Origin of the sequence: Paenibacillus sp. VT-400, assembly GCF_001029205.1 — a bacterium.
GTDB classification, from domain to species: domain Bacteria; phylum Bacillota; class Bacilli; order Paenibacillales; family Paenibacillaceae; genus Paenibacillus; species Paenibacillus amylolyticus.
In genome coordinates this window covers 1,013,861-1,039,139 of sequence record NZ_LELF01000067.1, presented here as the reverse complement: position 1 = coordinate 1,039,139, position 25,279 = coordinate 1,013,861, and the positions used below count along the sequence as shown (strand labels likewise).

Genomic DNA, 25,279 nt, shown 5'->3' with positions numbered 1-25,279 from the left:
CCACTCCATCAACCATATGTTTCCAAATGAGATATAGAACGACAAAAAGCACAGCTTATTAGCTGTGCTTCGTGTAAACATCTTTACTATTTACGTTTTTAAGCTTTTAAAGGTGCTGTCGTCTGACGGATGACCAGATTGGAAGGTTCCGTCACCACAGGAGGAGAATAAGATGGATTCTCGATCATGGCAATCAGATATTCGATGGACTTAATGCCAATAGAATAGATATTCTGATTCACCGTTGTCAACCCCGGTTTGAATACCTCAGCATAATACGTGTTATCGAACCCGACAACCGAGATATCTTCTGGTACACTCAGTCCATGCTTTTCAATTTCATGAATCGCACCAAAAGCAGACATGTCTGATGCACAGACAATTCCCGTTGGTTGATCCTGAAGTGCCAGCAATCGTCGGGCAGCCTTGCTTCCCCCGTCGAAGGAATAATCGCAGATCTCCAGATATACCGTAGAATACGGGATACCGCATTCTCGCAGCCCTTCCCGATATCCTTCCAATCGCAGATTGGCTACGGCAGGTCCAAGTGTCCCTGAGATATAGGCAATTTTGCGGTGCCCAAGCTCATGCAGATGTTTGACCCCCATCGAGATTCCGTTCGCGTTATCCGTAGTAATGTAACCGGCACGTTTGCCCAACATGTCCGTATCAACAAACATCGTTGGAATCTCTGCATCCACCAGTTCCTGAATACTCGCGTTTTCTCTGCCTTCCCCGAATACCACTACGCCATCCACATTACGACTGCGGCAATGTTTGATGAACGAGTACGCCGGATCATCGAATCGAGTAGACAACCGGACCAGATCATATCCACTGTTCTCCAGCGCTGTTTTGATCCCTTCCAGCAACTCCGACACAAAAGGGTTCGTAAACGGAACCGTTAACAGCACTCCCACCGTCCATGAACGGCGTTTGACAAGTCCACGTGCGACCACATTGGGTTGATATTTCAATAATTCGATGGCTATATTGACTTTTTTGCGTGTTTTTTCACTTACATCAGGATAATCGTTTATCACTTTGGAAACGGTTGCAACAGATACTCCCGCTTCCTTGGCTACATCATGGATAGAAGCCATCTGATCACCTCAACCTCTTTCAAATCCCCTGTCTCCGGCTGCTTTTCTATAACATCGGCAGGTTTGTCTACCCATTATAGCTTAAAACAGCCTGAAACGGTATGGAAGGTTCCTAATGCTTTTAAGCTCTATTCCTGCTGTTCCAGATTCTTCAAATCCAGAGACAGTTTCTCCATTGTTGTTGCAAATACAGCGAGTTCAGCCGAGCGTGAAGCTTGGCTACGTGCTCCGCGAGAGGTATGATCTGACTCCTGCTGCACACTGCTCAGTTTCTTCATGATCTGCTCCAGATTAGACTGAATTTTACCCTGGGCGTCCCGAGAACTGGCTGCAAGCTTACGCACCTCACTGGCAACCACTTCGAAGCCACGTCCGAACTCTCCTGCATGAGCAGCTTCAATCGCTGCATTCAGACCGACAAGATGACTCTGATCCGATATCTCCCGAATGAGTTCACCCATTTTTCCGATCTGCTGGATCTCCCCTGTTAATTCCGTGAGCAGAACTTGAGCCTGATCCTGAGAAGCCGCTGTTTCTTTGGCTACACTCGATATAGCCATTGCACTCTCATTTAATTCACTAATCATGCCTGTAAGCTCTTGGGTAATCTGCGTAATCGCCTGCAACGTATGTTGTTGGTCATCGGCAAGCTGATGTAACTTTTCTTTTTCTTTCTTCTCATAGGCTTCAAGGACAAGCTGTGAATCCAGATTAAACATTTTGCTGAGCGCCTGAATGACAAGATGCCAGGAATCAGGGATAACCTGTTGGAATATGCTCGTTGCAATATCTAGGTATACCATATAGGTACCCAGATAATAATCTTCGGACAGGCCAATACGGGAATGCACAAGCCCAATTGCAATCCGTTGCTCAATATATGCGTCGTCCACGATTCCATCCGTCATCGATAACCAGTACATCTTCTGTGTTTCTTTTAGACGATCAATGGTAGAGAATCGAGCGATCAGATCTACCAATTCAGGATAATTTCCCACATGATTGTAGAAATGATCTACCACTTCATTAACGACTTTTTTAAAAACAGGCCGATGATCGGCAAGCAGTTTTAGATCCCCTGCGGTTAATCCCATGTAATCAAGTTGCTTCTGTCTTGTTGCGGAAATACTGCTCATATCTGGTTCAGTCAGCTCCTTAATAAACACTAAATTACTTTAAATTGTAAATATATGTATTGATTATAGACTAAAATACCTAAATATACATATACCATTAGAACTATTTCTCTTTAAAATTAACCTTATTTGTCAGCTTTTTTAGATTAATATGACCTTCATGTAATTAAAAAGGCCCTGACCCTGCTGTGAAGGAGCCTCACAACAGGCATCAGGAGCCTGATCCGGAATGGTTCGTTGCCGATTAGCGGTTAAGCAGACTGCCCACATAACGTAACAGTTCATTCGCGCTGGCTGCGGTGTATCCATGTTCCTCAATTAAGCGTTTAATGACTTCATTCATACGTTTCAATTGTGTTGCATCCGGTGTTTTGGTTGAGGTTGTGATCTTGACGATATCTTTCAGATCGGTGAACAACTTCTTCTCAATCGCTTCACGCAAACGGTCATGGCTGCTGTATTCGAACTTGCGCTCCTTGCGGGAGTATGCCGAGATTCGGATCAGAATCTCTTCTCTGAACGCTTTCTTTGCATTCTCGGAAATCCCGATCTGTTCCTCAATGGAACGCATCAAACGCTCATCCGGGTCCATCTCTTCATCCGTGAGCGGATCACGAATCTTGGACCAGTTGCAGAATGCTTCAATGTTATCGAGATAATTTTCAAATAACGTTCTCGCGGATTCCTCGAATGAGTAAACAAAGGCTTTCTGCACTTCCTTCTTGGCCAGTTCATCATACTCCTTGCGTGCAAGAGCAATGAAGTTCAGATAACGCTCCCGCTCTTCCTTTGTAATTGAAGCATGCTGGTCCAGACCATCCTTGATCGCCCGCAGAATGTCCAACGCGTTAATGCACTGAAGATTTTGCTTAATCAAAGCACTGGAGATCCGGTTAATGACATACCGCGGATCAATGCCAGACATCCCTTCATCCAGATACTCATTTTGCATCTCGCGCAGATCAGCTTCTTTGTATCCTTCTACTTCTTCACCATCATACATGCGCATTTTTTTAACGAGATCCATGCCTTGTTTCTTCGTTTCCTTCAAGCGGGTAAGTATGGAAAAAATGGCTGCAGTCCGCAGTGCATGCGGTGCAATATGAACATGCTTCATGTCACTTTGCTGAATGAGCTTGGCATAGATTTTCTCTTCCTCGGATACCTTCAAGTTGTACGGAATCGGCATGACAATCATCCGGGATTGCAGTGCCTCATTCTTCTTGTTGGAGATAAAAGACTTATACTCCGATTCATTCGTATGCGCCACAATCATTTCATCCGCACTGATTAAGGCAAAACGTCCCGCTTTGAAATTTCCTTCCTGCGTGAGCGACAGGAGATTCCATAGGAATTTCTCATCACATTTCAACATCTCCTGGAACTCCATTAACCCACGGTTCGCCTTGTTCAACTCCCCATCAAAACGATAGGCACGTGGATCGGATTCGGAACCAAACTCCGTGATGGTGGAGAAGTCGATACTCCCCGTCAGATCGGCAATATCCTGTGATTTCGGATCGGATGGACTGAACGTTCCTATTCCCACGCGATTATCTTCGGAAACAATGACCCGTTCCACCGGTACCTTGCTGATATCACCACCATATTCGGTACGGAGTCTCATCTGGCAGGATGGGCAAAGGTTACCCTCAATACGGACTCCAATTTCCTTTTCCACTTCAGGACGAAGCTCCAGCGGAATCAAATGCAGCGGTTCCTCATGCATCGGGCATCCATCAATGGCGTATATGGCACCTTTCTCTGTCCGCGAGAACTGTTCAAGCCCCCGCTTCAGCAGCGTCACCAGCGTCGATTTCCCTCCACTTACAGGACCCATCAGGAGCAAGATCCGCTTCCGTACATCCAGACGGCGTGCAGCCGAGTGAAAGTATTCTTCAACCAACTTTTCAATCGAACGGTCCAGCCCAAAGATCTCCTGTTCAAAAAACTTGTACCGCTTATGCCCACCTACTTCTTCCACCCCAAACGATTCAATCATCTCATACACTCTGGCGTGAGCCGTCATTGCCGGAGTCGGGTCCTCTCTCAGCAGTGCAATATAATCTTCAAATGTTCCGTTCCATGTCAAACGGTCACTCTCTGCCCGATGTTCCGCAACGCGTTCAAAAATATTCATGCTTGGTACCTCCCATGGCTCCTTTAGTGTGATTGTCAACCATTCCGAATGGTATGAAGAAATCAATAGAATTGCGGCTCCTGCTTGAATACCAATCTTGCGGTCCTGTGTTGTCCCGCCACCCTCTGTCCAAACGTCTTGTTTTGTTGTGAAAAGTGTATTACATACCTATGCGGCAATTCGGATAAGTTGACCTCTTTTTTTTCAATCAAGCGCTTCGAATTTTGGCTTTTCCCTGTTCTATCAGACATCTTGTGCCTTCAGAAAAAAAAGAACGAATATGATATAATGAGGGTTCTAAATTCAGGAAACCGGACAACACATGGTCAGAGACAGGCCACTTCTGGAAAGGAGCACGGACGATGGCAGTGAAATACGAAACCGAATTATATTCGCCTGTGAAGGCTTTTTTCGAGCAGCGTGGCTTCGACGTCAAGGCGGAAGTCAGACATTGTGACCTCGTCGGAGTCAGATCGGACCAGGACGAACCACTCATTGTGGAGATGAAAAAAACATTTAACCTCTCCTTGTTGCTGCAGGGCATGCAGCGCTTGAAACTTAGCCCGTTCGTGTATCTGGCCGTCGAGCGCAATCGCAGTAAACGCGGAGCCGTAAACCAACGCTGGAGCGAACTGACCGCACTATGCAGACAGCTCGGTCTGGGGTTGCTGACTGTCACATTTTACAAAACCAAAGCTCCCCTGATTGATGTATTGTGCGAGCCCTCCGCCCTGATCCCCCCCACTGGCCGCAATCAGGTTGCCCGTAAAAGCGGAGTTCGGCGGAAACGATTGCTCAAGGAATTCGACGAACGCAGCGGAGACTACAATACGGGAGGCAGCACACGAAGACAACTGGTCACAGCATATCGTGAGAAGGCTTTACGTGTCGCATCCGCTCTACGAACGAACGGAGAAGCCTCTCCGGCCAACCTTGCCAGACAGACAGGCGTAGGTTCTGCCGCAGCAATTCTGCAAAAAAATTATTATGGCTGGTTTGAACGCCTCTCCCGTGGAAAGTATATTTTGACGATTAAGGGAGTACAGGCGTTAACCGAGCATGCACACATGCTTGAGGATAATGATATGATTGAACGAACCATTAATGAACTCGATGTAACGTATTCTGTATCTGGTAAAAATAAGGACGACCTTGCACACATCGCTGAAACAGCGGAGCAGTACTTGAAAAATACAGGCCATATCTGATATGGAATCACTCGAAGTAAGTGTTATGAAAAATGAGAATGCAAAAACACCTGTAATCTCCAGTGGAGACTACAGGTGTTTTTATGTGTTTTATATAGAAGTTTGCTATTAGAAGCTTACTGCTACTTCGGAAGCCAATTTCAGACCTGCATCCACGATATCTTGGGAACGGTCAGGAGAAGCATTGTGACCTTCAACGATTACAAGCTCAGGGTTTTGAATACCCCAGAAGTTCAATACGTTAGTTACATATTTAACGGACATTTCAGCAGATGCCATTGGCTCTACGGAATATACGCCACCACGAGCATTCAGCAATGCCACTTTTTTGTCGCCTACGAGACCTACAGGGCCTTCAGCTGTGTATTTAAACATTTTACCAGCTTGGCTCAGGTAGGAAATGTAGTTCACCAGTGGAGCCGGAACAGTGAAGTTCCAGAGCGGGAATGCAAATACCACTTTGTCTGCTGCCAAGAATTGATCTTGCAATTGTGCAGCCAGTGCTGCAGCTTTTTGCTCTTCGGCAGTTGCTTCAATGCCGTTTGCAGCTTTGTAGCCACCAGTAATTACAGTGTTGCCATAGTAAGGAATATCTGTATTGTAGAGATCCAACTCAGTAACTGTGTCACCTGGGTGGGACTCTTTGTATGCGCTCAAGAATGCATCGTACAATTTAACGCTGACTGCTTGATCTGCAGGACGGTCATTTGCTTTAACAAATAAAATATTAGACATGTTGAATTTTCCCCCGTTAAATAAAATATATGAGTGCTTTTCCTGAACTGGCCACCATTGTAGCTTATATAAAGAAACCAACAACTCATTAATTCATATTATATATAAAAATGTTAGTGGATGCAATAACGTAATCACTTTGGTCATGAACCAATTTTAATTTTTGCTACAAAATCTATTTTTGATGTGACTTAGCTACGAGCCGTAAATTCGGAAATGGCTTCACTGATCAGGTTCATGCCAAGCAGCAATTCATCCCGGCCGGGGTGGCTAAAGTTCAATCGGATGTAACGTTGATCCTGTACACCTGTGGAGCATAGTGATCCAGGAAGAAAAGATACACCTTTGGGCAAAGCCGCTTTAAGCAGAGCGCCACTATCCAAGCCTTCCGGCAACTGTACCCACAGATACATTCCGCCCTCAGGGATGTTATACTGACACCCTTTCCAGCCCGGCCTCTTCAACAGTTCAAGCATCAGTTTGAGTCTTGTCTTATACTCCCGATTCAACATCGATAGGTGATCACTCCAACGAAATGGGGAGTGGGCAAGCAATTGATACAACAGCCGCTGATTCATCGGACTGGACTGACCATCTGCAATTCGTTTAACCGAGGCCATTGCCTGAATCAGCGCAGGATGTCCAGCGGCCCATCCGGTTCGAAGAGCGGGCGCTACCGTTTTGCTGAATGAACCAATGTAGAGAACATGTCCACCCTGATCGGCAGTATCCAGTGCAAAGAGTGAAGGATATTTACGATAGAATTCCGTTGGCTCAAGGCCATCGAAATGGAGCTCTCCATAAGAATCATCTTCCACAAGCAGTACACCATAGCGCGAACACAGCTCAAGGACTGCCTCCCGCCGCTCCATACTCCACAAAGCACCGGTCGGATTCGAGAAACTGGGTGCAGCAAAAAGCAGCTTCGGTCTAACCTGCTGCATGTGATGCTCCAAAAGGTCTGGCAGTATGCCGTCCCGATCACCCATTACGGGCACAATCTTGGCTCCTTGCATCTCCAGAACCTCAAGACAGCCTGGAGATGTGGGATGTTCAACCAGTACAGAATCTCCTGGTTCAAGCAATAGACGCATCACCAGATCGATGGCCTGCTGGGTACCAGTGGTCAACAGAATCTGCTCGGGTACCGTTCGTATGCCTTTGCGTGCATTCCAGTCTTTGTTCAACCACTCTCTTAGGGGGGGTGTAGCCTGCTGGCTCTCCATATTGCAATGCGGAGGGGCCTGAACTAAAGACCGACACGGCTGCTTCTTCCAACAATTTGAAAGGAAACAACTCCTCCGCAGGCAATTCTTCTGCCAGAGAAATGAAATAATCCCTGCCAGACATCTCACGTATATCCCTCAGTGGTGATGACAAAAGCCTGTTGGTACGGGAAGCAAAGAAATATTTCATCGATCCGTTCCCCTTTCATCCCTATTCCGAAACTGTACTCGCAGTCCGCAGCCCTACAACCTATTCCTGCTCGCCATCGAATATGACCGGATGCATACAGAACTGTTGTGATCAGGGGAAGAACAAACCTGTTTCGTCAGGATCCCGTCTTCACTTGTCTTGCATGCAAGGCATAACGTTCAATGGCCTGTGCTCTACTGCTCACTTCCAGCTTCACGTATATTTTACGCAGGTAATTATCAATGGAACGTCTGCTAACGTTGATCTCATTCGCTATTTTATCATAGGTTACACCCTGAACAATTCTTTCCATGATAAAAGTTTCGGTTTCTGTTAATTCAATGACACGCGCTTCTGTCGGAGACTCTACAGGTTGCGCCCACTCCGCACTGTTTAACCACGACAATGGAATGGACACATGGCCCTCACGTAATCCAGAGATCAGATGAATCAGCTGGCTAGGGGAAGCCTGTTTGGATAACATGCCGCTTGCACCAAGGCTCATCAGATGACGAAACAGCTTCACATTGTCTTCATCCGTCAAAATAATGATGTGACTGTGAGCTGACAGATTCTTCATCTGGGCAATATATTGATCTGCCTGACCCTCCGGAAGACGATAATCCATCAGAATCAGATCAGGCTGGTGAATATTCACCAGATCGAGCCCTTCTGTTCCGGTCGAAGTCATGCCACGTACCGTCAGATCTTGCTGCTCTTCCAAAATCAATTTTGTACCGAGCATGCTGGTGGGGTGGATATCTATGATGACCACCTGCCATACTTTTTTCATTGTTGTTCCCCCTGTTATGTATTGGACAAATAACTTCTAGCTTCTATCATGATATTTCCATTGTCTATGCGACAGTCCGAGTATAGAAGAAGCATAGGTCGGATTATGTCGAAAAACAGAAAAATACAGGAGGCAGCCGATAAAAAAGCTCTATTTTCACTGTATTTTGTTATAAAAACACCATGACGTCCATCTTCCCATCCCCGGAAAGGTCAAAATATAGTATAAATTTCCTGCATTTCTATCTAAAAAAGTCGAAAAACCTGCCCAAAGTTCCTACTTATTGCATCTATAAGAAATTGTATCCTAGGACTTCCTTCCGATGCAATCTCTTTTTACTCTATTAAGTAAAGAATTTCATTTTTGCGTAATCAATAGGGGCATGATAGAATGAGGACTGGAAATTTTTTTGTACCTATTAATGACCAGGAGTGATGATATGAAACCATCTGCCCCGTCCTCTGACATCCATCACACCCGGAGCGCCAAAGGCAAGGCTGGATCTTCAATCAAGCTGTTTCTGGTAATGTGGATTGTCCTCATTGCACTAGGAGTCGTTGGAACCTACTATTATAGTAACCATCTCCAGCAACAGATGATTAACCAGCTTCAAGCCCATAATCAGCAGCAGATTGCAGCACTAAAAACCGACTACGAAAATCAGCTAACAACGATATCAAAGGAAGTAGAAGACCTGCAGGGACAGGTTCAATCCTTCAATGAATTGCTGACTTTCACCAAGGATAATGCAAGTGACAAAACGGATAACAGCAACAAACTGTATACCCAGCTGAGCGAAGTCAAAAAACAACTGGAGACACTCCAGAAAAAGATGGACCTGCTCAAATGATTACACCCGTCAAACAGGTTAATCGTTTTTTTATGCTTGCACTCGCTCCTTTTGTTGGATTGATATTATGCCTGCTGCTGCTTCGTCCTCCACTTGAACCCGGAGGTTTGATGCCTACCGAACTGTCAGAGGATACGATTACACCCCGGACCCAAGCAATTAGCCAAGAGCTTGCGGGGGCAAAAGATGCTGCTGTCCAGACTTCTTCTTCTATTAAAAGAACGACACAGCTCTATAATAAAACAACAAGTACGATGTCTACACTTGTGCAGAAGGCTTCCACCCAAGCGGATCGTCCGGAAAAGATTTACAACAACCGGATTTCATCCAAGCTTGGCGTTCCATTTGAACGGGTAGACAGTGAACGGCTAACGATTGAAATGTACAGAGTGAATCCTGGCAGCTATAAGGGCTATGCCATGAAGATCAAGCTAAAAGACCCTACAGCCATGCAGATGGCTCTAGACAGTGAACCTGGGCGTTCTGAGACGACCATGCAGGCTGTGAAGCGTAACGGCGCTATTGCCGGGATTAACGCAGGTGGATTTGCTGACAGTGGCGGCAAACGTTATCCACTTAGCACAACCGTCATGGACGGGAAATACGTGAACGGTTTCCAGGCCAGTTTCAAAGATCTGTTTTTTGTAGGACTTAACGATGCCGGTAAACTGGTCGGAGGCAAGTTCTCCGACAAAAACTCACTGGATCGCCTGCAACCGCAATTCGGGGCTACGTTTGTTCCGGTGCTGCTACAGAATGGGCGTAAAACCACAATTCCTGCCAAATGGAAAGTATCACCCAAACGAGCACCACGTACAGTCATTGGCAATTATAAGGATGATCAGTTATTGATCATTGTAGTTGACGGATATAATGAGGGCGGAAGTTCCGGTGCTACCCTTGAAGAGTTGCAAGGGCGGTTGTACAAGCTTGGGGTGATTGACGCCTATAATCTGGATGGCGGTGGATCATCCTCGCTTATTCTGAATAATCGGGTTGTGAATAACCCTTCAGATGGCAGCCTCAGACCAGTGCCCACACACTTTTTATTTTACAAATAATAGGGTGAAGCATTTCTTTTCTACCTATAATGGTTATAATAGAAGAAAATGAGCTTGTGCAGGAGGTGCGAAGGGCATGTCATTTTCACTGACATTCTGGATTATTGCAATCGTATTGACTCTCTTCATTACAGGCATTCTCACTTCATCCTACAACAATGACAAAACAAAAGGCTTGTAAAGGCCAAGCCTCTCTCCGGAGAGGCTTTTTCTATTGCTTCATCCTCGAAATAACAAGAGACAAGGCTTAAAAGAATGATTCGATTCTTCTAAGCCTTGTCTCTTGCTGTATTCGGGATCAATAGCTAACCGCCCGGTCATTCCGCATGGATATAACCGAATCAGACGAAATAGGCCCACTCACCGACCCGCCCTCAACTAATGTGACATAAATTCGTTCATGATCGACGGGTTCTCCAGCAATAATTTTGATTAATTGTTCAGCAGCGAGCGATCCCCACTTACGCTTGGAATAATCAATGCTTGCCAGTCTCGGCTGGACGTATTTGCTCAATTCAATATTGTCGAATCCGATGACATCAATCTCCTGACCAACGCCAAGTGCACTGTCTGCCAGACGATCACACAAGCCAATAGCCATCTCATCATTGAGGCAGAATACCGCTGCGGGTCCATCATACACCTGTACAATCTGATCTGCGGCTTGTTCTCCACCACTCTTCTCAAAATCTCCCGTGATCTCAATCCATTCCACATCGGCTTCACGTTCCGCAACCTGTCTCACAGCCTTTAACCGCTGCACAGAGTCAAACGAACCTTCCGGTCCTGTCACCACGTAGATTTTCTTATGTCCCTGTTCAATAAGATGTTCCATCGCAAGTGTTGCCCCGGCTTTATTATCCAGCAGAACCTGATTAATGTTGGGATGATCCATCTCACGGTCCAATACAACGATTTTGTGCCCACGATCGGCATACTGCATTAGTTCCTCACTTGCAAACGTATGATCCAGAATGATCGCACCATCAATCATTCTCTCTGGAAGCATGCGATGGGATTGTTTACCACTGCACACGATCAGGTCATAGCCTTGAGCATTACATACGGCTTTCATGCCACTCAGCAAGTCTCCATACACATCTCCTCTAAAATCGGTCAAGAATACACCTAGAATTTTGGATTCCCTCTTCTTCAGTGTTCTTGCTGCGGCATTTGGAACATAGTTCAGTTCTTTGGCAATGGCCAAAATTTTGGAACTCGTCTCATCGGTCACTTTGTTGCTGCCATTCAGCGCATATGACACAGTAGAGATGGAAACTCCCGCCTGTTTGGCGATATCCTTGATACTGACCACATTCTTCGCTCCCCTGTTATGTTCATCAGGCCTTCCATAACAAAAGGCCTGACACATTACTCTTTCCATTCATCAGATTAAACAAGTCTGAATGATTTCTTCTGAGTATCCCGACTGTTTGCACCCACAAGAATATGGAACTCGCCTCGATCACTGCGGTAGCTTAAGTCAGAATGGTGATAACGAAGCTGTTCTTCATTTAACGTAAACGTGGCTGTACCACTCTCGCCTGGCGCCAGTGCAAGTTTCACATATCCTTTCAGCTCACGCATAGGACGAACGACTTCACCCGTTACATCACGAACGTACAACTGAACGGTCTCTACGCCTGCGCGCTCACCTGTGTTCGTTACACGTACCTGGATGCTCAGGGACTCTTCGGCAGTCATCTCGTTACTTGACACTTCAAGATCACCATAAGAGAACGAAGTGTATGAGAGACCATAACCGAACGGAAGCAAAGGTTCATTCGGGCTGTCAATGTATTTGGAGACATAACGTTCTTCCGTCTTCTCCGGGTTCAGTGGACGACCTGTATTGAAATGGTTGTAATAGACCGGAATCTGACCTACGGACTGCGGGAAGGACATCGTCAGACGTGCAGATGGATTCACTACACCTGTCAGAACATCTGCGATCGCCGCTCCGCCTTCACTACCTGGGAACCAGGCTTCAAGAACGGCATCCGATTCATCGATTACACCATGCAGATCCAATGGACGGCCGTTGAAAATAACGCTGGCAATCGGTTTTCCCGCTGCTTTGAGCTGTTTAACCAATTCCAATTGGGCTGCTGGCAGACGAATATCCGTGCGCGAGCCACCTTCTCCACTCATCTCGGAGTCTTCACCAAGAGCAAGGACAATCAGATCTGCTTTGCTTGCCACTTCCAGGGCTTCGGCAATCTGCTCGGCTGTAATCGTATGAACATTACTGCCTTGAGCAAATTGAACTTTCCCACCCGTCAGGCGTTCTTGCAGAGCTGTTCCCAATTTAACTGCATCTTCCTTAACCCCTTCACAGGACCACCAGCCCAGAATATCAGGACTCTGTGCAAAAGGACCAATGAGGGCTACATTAGCATCAGGTTGAAGTGGAAGCACGCTGCCATCATTTTTCAACAGGACAGCCGATTTGGTTGCCAGTTCATACGATACCTGACGGTGCTCTTTGGAGAATACAATCTCACGTTCACGTTCAGGATCAGCTGCACGAAGTGGGTTATCGAACAATCCCAGCTTTTCTTTCAGTTGCAGAATTCGCAGAACGGCTTCATCAATGAGCTTCTCATCCACTTCACCACTCTCAATCAGTTCAGGCAAATGATGCACATAACAAGGTGTCATCATCTCCATATCTACTCCTGCGCGAATGGCACGATATGCCGCTTCACGATCATCTTCTGCAGCACCATGCGCAATCATTTCGCGAATGGAAGCCCAATCCGAGATTAATACACCATCAAAGCCCCACTCGTCACGCAAAATGCCGCGCATTAACTTCTCATTGCCACTCGCCGGAATACCGTCAACCGTATTGAACGAAGTCATAACCATCTCCACGCCCGCATCCAATGCTGCTTTGTACGCTGGCAAATAGTACTCACGCAGGTTACGCTCAGACATGTCCACCGCATTGTAATCCCGACCACCCTCAGCCGCTCCATATGCCGCAAAGTGTTTAACACAGGCTGCAAGACGATCTGGCTCATCCTTCAAGCTGTCGCCCTGATATCCACGTACAAACGCAGCCGCGAACAAACTGTTCAGATAAGGATCTTCTCCTGTCGTTTCCATCACACGGCCCCAGCGCGGGTCACGAACCAGATCCACCATAGGTGCAAAGGTAACATGCAAACCGGATACAGCTGATTCACGTGCTGCAATTTCAGCACTTTTCTCAGCCAGTTCTGTGTCCCATGAACAACCGATCGCCAGTGGAATCGGGAAAATGGTTTTGAATCCATGAACTACGTCAGCCATGAACAAAAGCGGAATGCCCAAACGGCTTTTTTTCATATAAGCTTGCTGTACATCAATGATGGCCTGCGCACCGGACAACCCCAGAATGGACCCACTAGCATCCACGGACTGCTCCGTAATTCCCATCTCTTCCATCGGCCCTGTGATCTGACCTTCAACATTTGTTCCTTCATAGAAGTTGGCAGTCAACTGAAGAAGCTGAGCTGTTTTTTCCTCCAACGTCATCTGTTTTACCAGGTCTAACAACTGCTCGTTATTCATCTGATCGTATCCTCCACTACAAGTTGTTGAAATAAAGAACCCGGCTGCGTTCGGGGAGAGACCGCGCACCGGGTTCAAAATTAATTACTGAATGATTACTAGAATTTATCGTTTAGCTCATCCAGATAAGGTTGAACCAGGGACATTTTACTGTTTACCCATTCTTTCCAGTTTGCCTCTAGATCTCCGTTTTTGAGGATCAAGTTGGCATATTCATTCTGGTAGTCGAATGAAGCCTGACTCTTAGCTTTGGAATCGTACAGGTTGACATCCCAATCGTATGGTGCAAGCGATTTGCCTTCTGTACCAAGTTTTGCTTTTTCTTCGAACAATTTCACGGCTCTATCACGGTAATCTTTTTTGATTGCAGGGTTTACAACACTGAAGTCGTCACCAAGCAGATACAGACCTTCGAAACGTGCTGGATATTTATCTTCCAATACCGTTCCTTCTGGCAACAAGCTAACGAGTTCGTTGTTTTCATCATATTTCCAATCTTTTCCTTCAAAGCCCATGTTGATGAGCAACTGTCCTTCTTTTGTTGCGGAGTAATCGATCAGATCCATGATCCGTTCGAATTTCTCGTCACTAATGTCTGGATTGAAGATCAATGCAGACCAGAAGTTGGCTTGTTCCATGTTACGGTATTTACCGTCATCGCCTACTACGATTGCTGTGTGTACCAGTTCATCACTATCTACACCCAGATTTTTTTTCATATCGGAATCCAGACCTTGTCTGTAGGAAGCCAGTCCGCCCAGACTTGTTACAGCAGCTGTACCTGTTACTTTGAAGTTGTTTTGACCTTCATTGTTTTTCCATGTGTAGAACTCAGGATTGAGCAGTCCATCTTTGTAGGCTTTTTGCATCAATTTAAGTCCTGTCAGCGTTTCAGGATCTGCTGGTCCCCAGTGGAATTGGCCATCTTCACCTTTGTAGAACGGAGAGTCAGTCATGGCATGCACACTGTTTGGCATAATCATGTTTGTCATGGCATCTGCCGCATTGTAGGACAGAGGTACAAGTTTGTTACCCACTTTGCCTGGATCTTTTTCTTTCACTAGTGCAGCATATTCGTTCAATTCGGTCGTTGTATAAGCATCTTTCAGTTCAAAACCAACCGCTTCAGCCCAGTCTTTACGAAGCGCAATGACACCAATTTGGTTCGTCAGTGGGTCAGCTGGTTTGTTCTCGAAGTAGATTGGTCTAGGCAGGACATATGTTCCACCCGTCAATTCTTCCAACTTGTCTCCAAGACCCGTCAAATTGTAAGCTGCTGCGACGTTAGGCCAGCGTTCTTTCCAGTCATCCGGAAATTTGTAGAACAAACCTTGTTCAATGCTGTTAATGGCATCGCCATGTACGTAGTTCCATACCGCTACATCCGGCAAGTCGCCAGAGTTGATCCACAGACGAAGCTTCTCGCCCCATGAATCCCAATCGATATAGTTGTAGTCCCAAGTTACATTAAATTTGTCTGTCCAGAACTTGTGGAAGTCATTATCCAGGTTCCCGTTTTTGATTTCTGTCAGGTTAGCTACAGAGATGGTCAGGTTGTCTTTGTAATTTCCCTCTGCATCTTTTTCGTTACCACCTGAAGCTCCTTGGCTGGAACAAGCTGTCACCATCAGCATAACTACACTAAGCGTGATGGCAAAGAGAGCTCTTACTGACAACTTTTTCTTCGTTTTCATGTTTTACCCCCATGTTTTTTAGTAGAATTTTATTGCAAAATCCTATACGTATATCAGGTCTTGATTGCCCCTGTTAATACCCCTTTGGCAAAGTGTTTTTGCAGCATTGGGAAGAAACACATAATTGGTACCATGGTGACAAATACGGCCGCCATCTTCATGCCCATTGAGAAGTTGCTTGCCTGGGCAGCATCCACACTGGATGCATTGGATGCATTCGTCGTAGATGTCACGATAATATTTCGGAGTACATTCTGGAGCGGTAACTGATCCGCTTTTCGAAGGAATATCATCGCATCATACCAACTGTTCCAGTAAGCCACACCGTAGAACAACGTGATTGTAGCCATAATTGGTGTAGCCAGCGGAAGAACAACGGAGAACAAAATTCTCCACTCTCCTGCTCCATCCAGTCTCGCCGATTCCATGAGTGATTCAGGCAAGGTGTAGAAGTAGTTCATCATCAGAATCATGTTAAACGCACTGAAGCTTCCCGCCAGGATAACGGACCACAGCGTACCTGTAAGATGAAGTGATTTCATGATCAGGTACAGTGGTACGATACCACCATTAAAGATCATGGTGAACAGTACCAGGAAAAAGAGAAATTTCTTAAACGGAAATTTGTTGCGACTAAGGCCATATGCCATGCTTGTTGTCAGGAACAAGCTGAGTGGCAAGCCGATGACTAGCAATATAATTGTATTTTTGTACCCCGTCAGAATCGTTCCGTCAGCGAACAATGCCTTGTAGGAATCCAATGTCCATTCTTTAGGGAACATCAAAAATGGATTGTCAGCATATTCTTTTTGTGTTGCAAACGAAATCATGATGACATTCCAGAACGGAATCAGGATCATCAGGGCAAGCACTAGTAATACGGCAAAAATAATGTAATCGAGAAGTGTCATTTTTTCTGTACCAATTCTCGGTTTTTTGTTAGCTTTCTTGCTCATCTCATTTTTCCTCCTCTCTTATCGGAACAAACCGTCTCCGCCAAGCCACTTGGCAAATCTGTCAGCAAGAAGCAGCAAGGCCATATTCACCAGGGAACGGAACAAGCTGACCGCTGTCGAGAATGAGAAATCGGTAGATGACTGGAACGTAATCCGATAGATATATACATCGAGTACTTCCGATACATTTTTGGTAGCGGCATTTGCCAAGTTGAAGATCTGGTCAAATCCGGAAGACATCAATCCACCAACCGAGAGAATAAACATGATTGTGATGGTTGGAAGGATGTTCGGTAAAGTAATTTTGAACATCTGTTGCATACGGGAAGCCCCGTCAATCTGTGCTGATTCATACTGATCCTGATCAATACCGGAAATGGCAGCCAGGAATATAATCGCGCCCCATCCACTTGATTTCCAAATATCAGTCAACAGCAACATTGGTACAAAGTTGGATTCGGACCCCAGGAAGTTAATCGTTGGCAATCCGAGTAATCCGAGCGCGCTATTTACCAGTCCGTCATATGCCAGCACATTGATGACTACCCCGGATACGATGATCCAGGACAGGAAGTGCGGGAACGTAAGAACGGTTTGGAACAATTTTTTCCCTCTGCGCATCCGCAATTCATTCAGCAACAGCGCCAGAATAATCGGGAACGGGAACTGAATAATCAATTTCAGAATATTGATGTACAGCGTACGCCATACTGCGTCGATAAAGGTTGGATCACGGAAAACATATTTGAAGTTCTCGAATCCGCTCCATGGACTTCCCCAGATGCCCAGGTTAGCCTTGTAATCTTTGAATGCCAGAGACAGGCCACCCATCGGCATGTAGGCAAACAGAATTAGCCAGACAAGCCCCGGAATAAGCAGGGTGTATGTCATTCGGTGCTTCCAGATTTCAGTCCAGAGCGAATTGCCCTTCACGTTTCCCTTCAGCTTTTTGCTAGGTCCTTCGGCTGCAGGTTTCACATTGCATCTCCTCACTCTACTATGGTCTTGTCGTTGTACAGAAAATCAAACATCGTTCTCAGGTGGTGCTCCCAAAATCTCCATTCATGAGCCCCCGGCGTCTCCACATACCGAAAATCAAAGGCAGTCCCCTGCATGTATCTCGCATAGTCGCGATTCATCTCTACAAAGGGGTCACTATCGCCACAGCAACTGAGGATATCCGGTAAAGGAACACCCTGTTCCAGCAGCTTGGCCGACAGTGCGTAAATATCCTGATCGGCTTTCACCTGTAAACGTTCTCCAAAAACCGCTTTCATTTCCTTGATCATTGTCGCTGGCATATGGGGATCATGAAGCCGTGTCTGGATATCCGTTACGCCAGATAGAGACACTACTTTGCGATATCGCTCTGGATAAGTTAGTCCACATTTCAGTGCACCATATCCACCCATGGATAAACCTGCAACGTATGTTTTCTCCGGATCAGGATTCAGATTGAGCAGACGCTTGCATATTTCAGGTAACTCCTGAGTGATGTAGTGGAAGTAATTCAGGCCGTATTCCATATCGGTGTAATAGCTTCGATTCGCTTCCGGCATAATGATCGTACAGCCATATTGCGCTGCATACATCTCAATTGTGGTTAACCGCTGCCAGGTACTCGCATTATCGCCTGCCCCGTGCAACAGATATAGTGTACCGCCTGAAGTCTCTCCGGAGTCACTGGACACAACATGTATGCTAGTATTCATGCATAAGGTTGGCGATCCAGTTTCGATCGTTATATGTGCCATAAATGTAACCCCTCTCATCATCGCCTGCTGTCTTTACTCATTCGTTTCTCTGGCGTTGGATTGCAGGCTGTTGTAGATTCCCTTGTATTACGATGGGTTATCGAAACGATTTTCTCGAATCGTTTCAAAACATAGCCAACGTTGATTCACATGGACTTCATTACAACACTTTTAATGTGGAAGCGATTTCTTCGAATCGTTTCGAATAAATCATAAGCCCGATGAGTAAATCCTGTCAATAACCTTTTTACAAATTTCGCGTTTTTTTCTCGAAAAAATGCTCTTTTAAGTCTAAATTTGCGTCCAAAGACACTATTATTACGAAAAAATGAAAATTTAGTAAGTGCTATTACAACTTTAATTGACACCAAACCAGGTTTATACTAACATGGGTTCTGATTTTGCATTCGAATTACGGAAACGTTTCACCAACCGATTTTACTCAGGTTTCACCTGATATTAGGGAGGTTAATATGTCTGAGCAACTCAAAGGTTTCATTCATACGATTACGGAGCAACAATTGAACGTTTTTTCCATTCGCATATTACAAAAAGGGCATCTGCTTGCCCATTGGGACCGGGATAAGGATCAGCGCAGGGTACAACATTCCATCAGTAAATCCTTCACATGTATGGCCGTTGGTCTTGCGCTTGAAGAAGGTCTGATACATCTGGATGCGACACTTGGTGATTATTTCTCTTATGATCATGTACCCGTTGCACAACGCAATCTCCCATCGCCGCAAGAATTGAGACTGCGTGATCTTCTCCGAATGACTTCGGGTCATGACTCTCCCCCTCTTTGGGCTGATGAACGAGCTTCATTGACCGAAAAGGACTGGGCGAAATATTATATGTCTCTTCCTCTGGACCGGGTACCTGGAGAACAATTTACATATAGCAGCGGGGATACGTTTATGATCTCGGCCATGCTACAGGCTGCTACCGGCCAAACCGTGAAAGATTACCTGACTCCACGGTTATTTGATCCGCTTGGCATCCATGATGTAGAGTGGGAAACCTCTCCACTCGGCGTAACGCTTGGCTGTGCAGGTCTTTGGATAAGCAATGAGGAACTGAGTCGATTTGGACAGTTACTGTTGCAGGAGGGCTTTTGGGAAGGCAGACAGATTGTACCTGCGGATTGGATTCGACAGGCTACGTCCCAGCAGATCGAAACGACTGGAGACGGAGATTGGGGAAAAGGTTACGGGTATCAGTTCTGGATGTGTTCTCATGACGCTTACCGCGCCGATGGTGCCTATGGTCAGTTGTGTATCATAATTCCCTCAAAGGAAGCTGTCATATGTATTAATAGTGAGGAAGAAAATATGCAAGGCATCCTGAATGCCGTGTGGAATGAGGTTTTACCCCTTTACACCCAGCGTTAGTATACGTATTTTATCTTTTTTTCAAATTGCAATTATGCCATTCAATTGAGAATAAAACAAAAAAAACGCCACGGGGTCAATGGACCCCATGACGTTATTTCTTATCCGTGTTGTGGAAGCTGAGTCATTTCATCTAAACATTGTGCGCATATGTAACGCTCTTTGAACTCGTTGACTTCCTCGATGGATCCGCAGAAAATACATTTTGGACGATATCTCTCCAAAATAATATGGTCCCCTTGTACTAAGATTTCTACAGGATCTCCCTCATTCATTTGATACCTTTTACGCAAAGATTTAGGCAATACGATCCTACCTAATTGGTCAACTTTGCGAACTACTCCAGCTGGCTTCATAGCTACGGCACACCTCTCCTATCTTACTCTAAATTTCTAGGTACATTTGTACTATGTTTATAGATTCGCCAAGATTTTGTCGAATCCTGCTGGAAATAAACATTTTTTGTCCTTTTTTTTGAAAAATGTTTTTTTTCCGAATTCTAGCCGTCATTTATAACCAAAATTTATCCTTCTAACCCCGGGAAATTGAGCTGGCGCAACGCTTCATATACAATAATTGCTGCCGAATTGGACAGATTTAATGATCTAACATCACCAGTCATTGGCATTTTCATGCATGTATCGGGATTCGCAGCAATTAATTCAGGTGGCAGGCCTTTAGTCTCTTTACCAAAAACGAGGAAATCCCCATCCTGAAAATTAAAATCACTATATCGGTTCTTGGCCTTCGTAGTTGCATAGAAGAAACGACCTTCCGGATATTTTTCCTGAACCTCAGCAAATGAGTCGTGGTATTCAATATGGACAGCATGCCAGTAATCCAGCCCTGCACGTTTCAATGTAGCATCATCTGTTCGAAATCCAAGTGGACGTACGAGATGCAGATGGGTACCGGTTGCCGCACAAGTACGCGAAATATTACCTGTGTTCGCCGGAATTTCTGGTTCAACCAGAACGATGTGTAAAGCCATATGTGTTCAATCTCCTTTTCATTTCATGTTGACGACAACCCTCTAATCTTAAAGAAAAGCCCTCCACACGTCAATGTGGAAGGCTCTGGTAAGGCACAGGATTAGACACGAAGGTCCATTACACCGTCCTATACTTTATTATCCATTTGTCTTCTGGAAGTGGCTCATGAAGTCTGTCAGTGCCTTAACACTCTCATAAGGAGCAGCATTATAAATAGAGGCACGCAGCCCCCCCACACTGCGATGTCCTTTCAGACCTACAAATCCTTCTTCCTCCGAGGCCTTGATGAACTTTTTCTCCAGTTCTTCCGAAGCAAGACGGAAGGTTACATTCATGAGGGAACGATCTTCTGTTTCCACACAACCACGGTAGAAATCACCGGAAGCATCAATTGTGTTATAAAGCAATTCCGCTTTTTTCGTATTTTTTTGCTCAATACCAGCCAGTCCGCCCTGTTCTTCAATCCATTTCAATACTTCATTCACCATATATACCGAGAAGGATGGCGGCGTATTGTACAGGGAGTTGTTATCTACATGTGTGCTGTAACGAAGCATGGTTGGAATCGTTTTAGGCGATTCGCTCACCAGTTCCTCACGAGCAATTACAACCGTAATTCCGGATGGACCCAGGTTCTTCTGTGCACCCGCGTAGATCATGCCGAACTGATTAAGATCAAATGGTTTACAGAAAATATCACTCGACATGTCCGCAATCAGAGGTACTGAACCGGTATCCGGGAACGACTTGAATTGCGTACCTTCAATCGTTTCGTTCGAAGTCAGATGCACATAAGCCGTACGTTCTGGCAAACTCAGATTCGAAACATCCGGCAATTTCATAAATTTCTCTGCTTCCGAAGATGCAGCAACATGTGTCTCGCCGATCAACTTCGCCTCAGACAGAGCCTTCTTCGCCCAGCTGCCAGTCATCACGTAACTTGCAGTCTGCCCTGCGCCGAGCAGGTTCATTGGCAACATCGCGAACTGAGTGCTTGCACCGCCCTGCAGAAAGAGAACCTTGTATCCTTTTGGACTGCCTAGAAGCGACAACAACCGCTCCTGAGCTTCATTATGTACAGACTCATACACCGCTCCACGGTGAGACATCTCCATAATCGACATGCCTGTATTACGAAAATCTACAAATTCCGCCTGTGCACGCTCCAGTACCTCAAGTGGTAACGCCGCAGGTCCTGCATTAAAGTTATACGCTCTTTTTGTCACAAAATCCCCCGCCCTTTCCATCCGTAACTCTGACATACAAAGTGAATATTATCGCTATGATATCAGTATTCTCTATCTGCTTCAAGGGCAATATGCACTGAAGTGTTGAATTCAGGTTATTAAATTCCTTTATCACCCTGCAAAGTTAAAGCACTACATTGTTTAATTTAAGGAAAAGCCTCCGAGAGCGTGTCCCGGAGGCTTTAAGTTGGAACAAGAACTGTTCCGACCTCGACAGATTAGCAGTCGAAGTAAAGGCTGTACTCGTGCGGATGAATGCGGATCGCTACTGCTTTCGCTTCATCACGTTTGAGGTTGATGTAGTTATCAAGGAAGTCTTTTGTGAATACGCCGCCTTCAGTCAAGAACTCGTTGTCAGCTGCCAGAGCATCAAGTGCTTCTTCCAGGGAAGCTGGCACACTGCGGATGTTTTCTTTATCTGCATCAGACAGGTCATAGATGTTTTTATCGAGAGGACCATATCCAAGCTCAGTTGGGTTGATTTTACGTTTGATTCCATCCAGACCAGCCATCAACATTGCGGAGAATGCCAAGTATGGGTTAGCTGTGGAGTCTGGTGTACGGAACTCGATACGACAACCTTTTGGTGTCACAGCTGCAACCGGAATACGAACTGCTGCGGAACGGTTACCTTTGGAGTAAACCAAGTTAACTGGTGCTTCGTAACCAGGTACGAGACGTTTGAACGAGTTCGTACTAGGGTTAGTCAAAGCGATCAGTGCCGGAGCATGGTACAGGATACCTCCGATGTAGTGCAGAGCCATTTCACTCAGGTTAGCATATCCCGCTTTGTCATAGAACAATGGGGAATCGCCATCAAAGATGGATTGGTGAACGTGCATTCCGCTACCATTATCACCGAACAATGGTTTTGGCATGAATGTTGCTACTTTGCCATATTGACGTGCAGTGTTGTGCACGATGTATTTGTATGCAAGCAGGTTATCTGCTGTTTTCTTCAGTGTATCAAAACGGAAGTTGATTTCGGCTTGACCCGCTGTCGCCACTTCATGGTGATGACGCTCGATTGACAGGCCAGCTTCTTCCAAAAGGCGACACATTTCGCTACGAATATCTTGTTGTGTATCCACTGGTGCTACTGGAACATATCCGCCTTTAGTACGAACTTTGAAGCCCAGGTTTCCGCCTTCTTCCTGACGGTTGGTATTCCAAGAAGCTTCTTCGGAATCTACGAAGTAGGAAGAGCTGTTCGTGCCGCTCTCATAACGAACATCATCGAAGATGAAGAACTCGGATTCAGGTGCGAAGAATGCTGTTGTACCTACGCCGCTTTCTTGCAGGAAAGCTTCTGCTTTAACAGCGATGCTGCGTGGGTCACGCTCATAACGCTCGCCATCCGGAGTGAAGATATCACACATAACATTCAATGTAGGGTGTGCAGTGAACGGATCGACATAAGTCGCTTCAGGGTCTGGCATCATAACCATATCGGACTCTTCAATTCCGCGGAAACCTTGGATAGAAGAACCGTCAAAAGCTACTCCATTTACGAACGTGTCTGCATCAACAGCCGAAGCTGGCAACGAGATGTGATGTGCACGACCAGCTAAATCTACAAAACGAAAATCTACCCACTCGATGTTGTTCTCTTGAATTGATTTCAATACGTTTTCAACCGACATGTATTCGTCCTCCCAAATATTCCGAACATTAAACAACCCCACTAAGAAAATGTCTAAATTCGAATTTTTTTCTGTCGTCATTATAAATTTTAAAATATGACATCGTCAATACTTATGTAAGGTATTTTTTGAAGGGATGTTAGATATACTCACACTTTATAAATAACATAAATTCATATAACAACTAGTTTTATATACATTTAACTGGTTTAATGCGGTAAAGCGACCCCTATTTTAACCTAAATCATGGGAAAAACTTCACATCATAAATGTTTCTTATCACTATTGATTAATAAATACGTTCAAAACTGCAAAATATGCAAAAAACCGAGCATCTATCTGATTCCGTTGCAATGAACGAGATCAGAGGAGATGCCCGGATGATGATCCAGACCTTGACTATGAAATTCTTATTAAACGCCTACACGTGCCGGGAAAAATTCTGCCGGTTGTTTGGCTGTGCTGAATGATTTACCCACGATTGGTGCCAATTTCTCCAGATCCTGCAATAGGTTAGCGAATTGGTCAGGGAACAAAGACTGCACACCATCTCCTGTCATGGAGTTATCCGGATCGGTATGCATTTCAATGATCAGGCCATTGGCACCTGCAGCAACAGAAGCTTTTGTCATCGGTTCCACCAGTTCACGTCGTCCAGTACCATGGCTCGGATCGGAAATAACCGGCAAATGGCTCAGAGACTGCAGAACAGGGATCGCTGACAGATCCAACGTATTCCGTGTGTAGGATTCAAACGTACGAATACCACGTTCACACAGCATAACATTTGGGTTACCACCCGCAAGAATGTATTCAGCCGCATTCAACAATTCATCGTATGTCGCACTGAAACCACGTTTCAACAATACCGGCTTGCCACACTCACCCAATTTGCGGAGCAGGTCAAAGTTCTGCATGTTACGTGTACCTACTTGCAGAATATCTGCGTACTCGGCGCAAATATCCACATACTCAGGTGTCATGACTTCTGTAATGGTCAGCAGATCATGTTTCATGCCTGCTTCCGCCATCATGATCAATCCCTCTACGCCCGTTCCCTGGAAGCTGTAAGGACCAGTACGAGGCTTAAATGCTCCACCACGTAACACTTGCCCACCAGCAGCTTTCACAAGCCCGGCAATCTCATCAATCTGTGCAGCGGATTCAACCGCACATGGTCCGCCCATGACAACAAGTTCTTTTCCGCCGATGTCTACACCTTTGATGGAGATCACCGTATCTTCCGGATGGAAGTCACGACTTGCCAATTTGTAGGACTTCGAGATTTTAACGACATTCTCGACACCTTTCATTTGGCGAAGATGTTCTTGCATTTTAGGTTCAACTTTACCAATCAAACCAATGATAGTACGATCCTCTCCGCGAGAGATATGCACCTGAAGCCCTTCTTTTTCAATAACTGCAACGATATCCTGAATCTGTTCCTCCGGTGTAGCTTTGCCTGCAATAACGATCATATTAATTCCCATCCTTCCTTGTATGAGAGCACAATAATTTCCTTAACGTGCGTCTGATTAAATATAAAAACTCTGTCGCGCTTAAACGCTTGTTCGCTTTTAAGCTTTTATCCGTTAAAGTGAA

The 25,279-nt window shown here is 45.4% G+C and carries 20 protein-coding genes and 1 pseudogene; 4 read left to right on the top strand and 17 right to left on the bottom strand.

Annotation, left to right across the window (positions count from 1 at the left end; all coding sequences use genetic code 11):
* Positions 1-98 precede the first annotated feature (98 nt).
* The 3 genes from EL84_RS15455 to EL84_RS15445 form a co-directional block, all read right to left on the bottom strand.
* Complete coding sequence (locus EL84_RS15455; protein WP_017689571.1) at positions 99-1,103, bottom strand: LacI family DNA-binding transcriptional regulator; 1,005 nt, start codon at positions 1,101-1,103, stop codon at positions 99-101.
* A 128-nt stretch (positions 1,104-1,231) separates the two neighbouring features.
* Positions 1,232-2,239, bottom strand: coding sequence for a globin-coupled sensor protein (locus EL84_RS15450; protein WP_047842288.1), 1,008 nt, complete (start codon positions 2,237-2,239; stop codon positions 1,232-1,234).
* A gap of 244 nt (positions 2,240-2,483) precedes the next feature.
* On the bottom strand, positions 2,484-4,379 hold the full coding sequence (locus EL84_RS15445) for a PrkA family serine protein kinase (protein ID WP_036610009.1): 1,896 nt from the start codon (positions 4,377-4,379) through the stop codon (positions 2,484-2,486).
* A gap of 362 nt (positions 4,380-4,741) precedes the next feature.
* On the opposite strand from EL84_RS15445, the gene EL84_RS15435 reads away from it, so the two are divergent.
* Complete coding sequence (locus EL84_RS15435) at positions 4,742-5,587, top strand: DUF2161 domain-containing phosphodiesterase (RefSeq protein ID WP_082219039.1); 846 nt, start codon at positions 4,742-4,744, stop codon at positions 5,585-5,587.
* A gap of 108 nt (positions 5,588-5,695) precedes the next feature.
* Here EL84_RS15435 and EL84_RS15430 read toward each other — a convergent pair whose 3' ends face one another.
* From EL84_RS15430 to EL84_RS15420, 3 genes and pseudogenes are all read right to left on the bottom strand, one after another.
* Positions 5,696-6,322, bottom strand: a complete 627-nt coding sequence (locus EL84_RS15430) for an FMN-dependent NADH-azoreductase (protein ID WP_053061505.1) — start codon at positions 6,320-6,322, stop codon at positions 5,696-5,698.
* A gap of 191 nt (positions 6,323-6,513) precedes the next feature.
* A pseudogene (locus tag EL84_RS15425) lies at positions 6,514-7,738 on the bottom strand (PLP-dependent aminotransferase family protein).
* A 136-nt stretch (positions 7,739-7,874) separates the two neighbouring features.
* Positions 7,875-8,531: a response regulator transcription factor gene (locus EL84_RS15420; RefSeq protein WP_017689577.1), complete on the bottom strand. Its 657-nt coding sequence runs from the start codon at positions 8,529-8,531 to the stop codon at positions 7,875-7,877.
* Positions 8,532-8,970: 439 nt separating this feature from the next.
* On the opposite strand from EL84_RS15420, the gene EL84_RS15415 reads away from it, so the two are divergent.
* Together EL84_RS15415 and EL84_RS15410 are read left to right on the top strand one after the other, a co-directional pair.
* On the top strand, positions 8,971-9,381 hold the full coding sequence (locus EL84_RS15415; RefSeq protein ID WP_017689578.1) for a uroporphyrinogen-III C-methyltransferase: 411 nt from the start codon (positions 8,971-8,973) through the stop codon (positions 9,379-9,381).
* Complete coding sequence (locus EL84_RS15410) at positions 9,378-10,442, top strand: phosphodiester glycosidase family protein (protein ID WP_047842287.1); 1,065 nt, start codon at positions 9,378-9,380, stop codon at positions 10,440-10,442. The genes EL84_RS15415 and EL84_RS15410 overlap by 4 nt, the downstream gene beginning before the upstream one ends.
* 298 nt (positions 10,443-10,740) lie before the next feature.
* Here EL84_RS15410 and EL84_RS15405 read toward each other — a convergent pair whose 3' ends face one another.
* From EL84_RS15405 to EL84_RS15380, 6 genes are all read right to left on the bottom strand, one after another.
* A complete protein-coding gene (locus EL84_RS15405; protein WP_047842286.1) occupies positions 10,741-11,757 on the bottom strand; it encodes a LacI family DNA-binding transcriptional regulator in 1,017 nt (338 codons plus the stop codon).
* A gap of 77 nt (positions 11,758-11,834) precedes the next feature.
* Positions 11,835-14,000, bottom strand: a complete 2,166-nt coding sequence (gene bglX, locus EL84_RS15400; RefSeq protein WP_047842285.1) for a beta-glucosidase BglX — start codon at positions 13,998-14,000, stop codon at positions 11,835-11,837.
* Positions 14,001-14,098: 98 nt separating this feature from the next.
* Positions 14,099-15,694 (bottom strand): ABC transporter substrate-binding protein, encoded by a 1,596-nt coding sequence (locus EL84_RS15395; protein WP_047842284.1) that lies wholly within the window; start codon positions 15,692-15,694, stop codon positions 14,099-14,101.
* Between the two features lie 53 nt (positions 15,695-15,747).
* Complete coding sequence (locus EL84_RS15390; RefSeq protein ID WP_036610027.1) at positions 15,748-16,650, bottom strand: carbohydrate ABC transporter permease; 903 nt, start codon at positions 16,648-16,650, stop codon at positions 15,748-15,750.
* 18 nt (positions 16,651-16,668) lie between these two features.
* Positions 16,669-17,628, bottom strand: coding sequence for an ABC transporter permease (locus EL84_RS15385; RefSeq protein WP_017689585.1), 960 nt, complete (start codon positions 17,626-17,628; stop codon positions 16,669-16,671).
* An 11-nt stretch (positions 17,629-17,639) separates the two neighbouring features.
* Positions 17,640-18,404: an alpha/beta hydrolase gene (locus EL84_RS15380; protein ID WP_036669834.1), complete on the bottom strand. Its 765-nt coding sequence runs from the start codon at positions 18,402-18,404 to the stop codon at positions 17,640-17,642.
* Between the two features lie 473 nt (positions 18,405-18,877).
* Here EL84_RS15380 and EL84_RS15375 point away from each other — a divergent pair, with 473 nt between their 5' ends.
* A complete protein-coding gene (locus EL84_RS15375; RefSeq protein ID WP_047842283.1) occupies positions 18,878-19,795 on the top strand; it encodes a serine hydrolase domain-containing protein in 918 nt (305 codons plus the stop codon).
* A gap of 101 nt (positions 19,796-19,896) precedes the next feature.
* Here the strand turns inward: EL84_RS15375 and EL84_RS15370 are convergent, their stop codons facing one another.
* The 5 genes from EL84_RS15370 to aroF form a co-directional block, all read right to left on the bottom strand.
* Positions 19,897-20,151 (bottom strand): AbrB/MazE/SpoVT family DNA-binding domain-containing protein, encoded by a 255-nt coding sequence (locus EL84_RS15370; RefSeq protein WP_036610032.1) that lies wholly within the window; start codon positions 20,149-20,151, stop codon positions 19,897-19,899.
* A 167-nt stretch (positions 20,152-20,318) separates the two neighbouring features.
* A complete protein-coding gene (gene trmL, locus EL84_RS15365) occupies positions 20,319-20,786 on the bottom strand; it encodes a tRNA (uridine(34)/cytosine(34)/5-carboxymethylaminomethyluridine(34)-2'-O)-methyltransferase TrmL (protein WP_017689589.1) in 468 nt (155 codons plus the stop codon).
* A 138-nt stretch (positions 20,787-20,924) separates the two neighbouring features.
* Entirely contained in the window at positions 20,925-22,013 is a 1,089-nt protein-coding gene (serC, locus tag EL84_RS15360) for a 3-phosphoserine/phosphohydroxythreonine transaminase (RefSeq protein ID WP_047842282.1), read from the bottom strand.
* A gap of 239 nt (positions 22,014-22,252) precedes the next feature.
* Positions 22,253-23,677, bottom strand: a complete 1,425-nt coding sequence (gene glnA / locus EL84_RS15355) for a type I glutamate--ammonia ligase (protein WP_036669830.1) — start codon at positions 23,675-23,677, stop codon at positions 22,253-22,255.
* A gap of 413 nt (positions 23,678-24,090) precedes the next feature.
* Positions 24,091-25,155 carry a 3-deoxy-7-phosphoheptulonate synthase gene (aroF, locus tag EL84_RS15350; RefSeq protein ID WP_047842281.1) on the bottom strand — a complete coding sequence of 355 codons (1,065 nt, stop codon included), beginning with the start codon at positions 25,153-25,155 and terminating at the stop codon, positions 24,091-24,093.
* Positions 25,156-25,279: the final 124 nt, after the last annotated feature.

Coding starts and splice junctions, on each gene's coding strand:
- bglX (WP_047842285.1), bottom strand. CDS start 14,000: ATGAATAACGAGCAGTTGTTAGACCTGGTAAAACAGATGACGTTGGAG.
- EL84_RS15455 (WP_017689571.1), bottom strand. CDS start 1,103: ATGGCTTCTATCCATGATGTAGCCAAGGAAGCGGGAGTATCTGTTGCA.
- EL84_RS15395 (WP_047842284.1), bottom strand. CDS start 15,694: ATGAAAACGAAGAAAAAGTTGTCAGTAAGAGCTCTCTTTGCCATCACG.
- EL84_RS15435 (WP_082219039.1), top strand. CDS start 4,742: ATGGCAGTGAAATACGAAACCGAATTATATTCGCCTGTGAAGGCTTTT.
- EL84_RS15370 (WP_036610032.1), bottom strand. CDS start 20,151: ATGAAGCCAGCTGGAGTAGTTCGCAAAGTTGACCAATTAGGTAGGATC.
- EL84_RS15375 (WP_047842283.1), top strand. CDS start 18,878: ATGTCTGAGCAACTCAAAGGTTTCATTCATACGATTACGGAGCAACAA.
- EL84_RS15410 (WP_047842287.1), top strand. CDS start 9,378: ATGATTACACCCGTCAAACAGGTTAATCGTTTTTTTATGCTTGCACTC.
- EL84_RS15420 (WP_017689577.1), bottom strand. CDS start 8,531: ATGAAAAAAGTATGGCAGGTGGTCATCATAGATATCCACCCCACCAGC.
- aroF (WP_047842281.1), bottom strand. CDS start 25,155: ATGATCGTTATTGCAGGCAAAGCTACACCGGAGGAACAGATTCAGGAT.
- EL84_RS15445 (WP_036610009.1), bottom strand. CDS start 4,379: ATGAATATTTTTGAACGCGTTGCGGAACATCGGGCAGAGAGTGACCGT.
- EL84_RS15450 (WP_047842288.1), bottom strand. CDS start 2,239: ATGAGCAGTATTTCCGCAACAAGACAGAAGCAACTTGATTACATGGGA.
- EL84_RS15380 (WP_036669834.1), bottom strand. CDS start 18,404: ATGGCACATATAACGATCGAAACTGGATCGCCAACCTTATGCATGAAT.
- EL84_RS15390 (WP_036610027.1), bottom strand. CDS start 16,650: ATGAGCAAGAAAGCTAACAAAAAACCGAGAATTGGTACAGAAAAAATG.
- EL84_RS15415 (WP_017689578.1), top strand. CDS start 8,971: ATGAAACCATCTGCCCCGTCCTCTGACATCCATCACACCCGGAGCGCC.
- trmL (WP_017689589.1), bottom strand. CDS start 20,786: ATGGCTTTACACATCGTTCTGGTTGAACCAGAAATTCCGGCGAACACA.
- EL84_RS15430 (WP_053061505.1), bottom strand. CDS start 6,322: ATGTCTAATATTTTATTTGTTAAAGCAAATGACCGTCCTGCAGATCAA.
- glnA (WP_036669830.1), bottom strand. CDS start 23,677: ATGTCGGTTGAAAACGTATTGAAATCAATTCAAGAGAACAACATCGAG.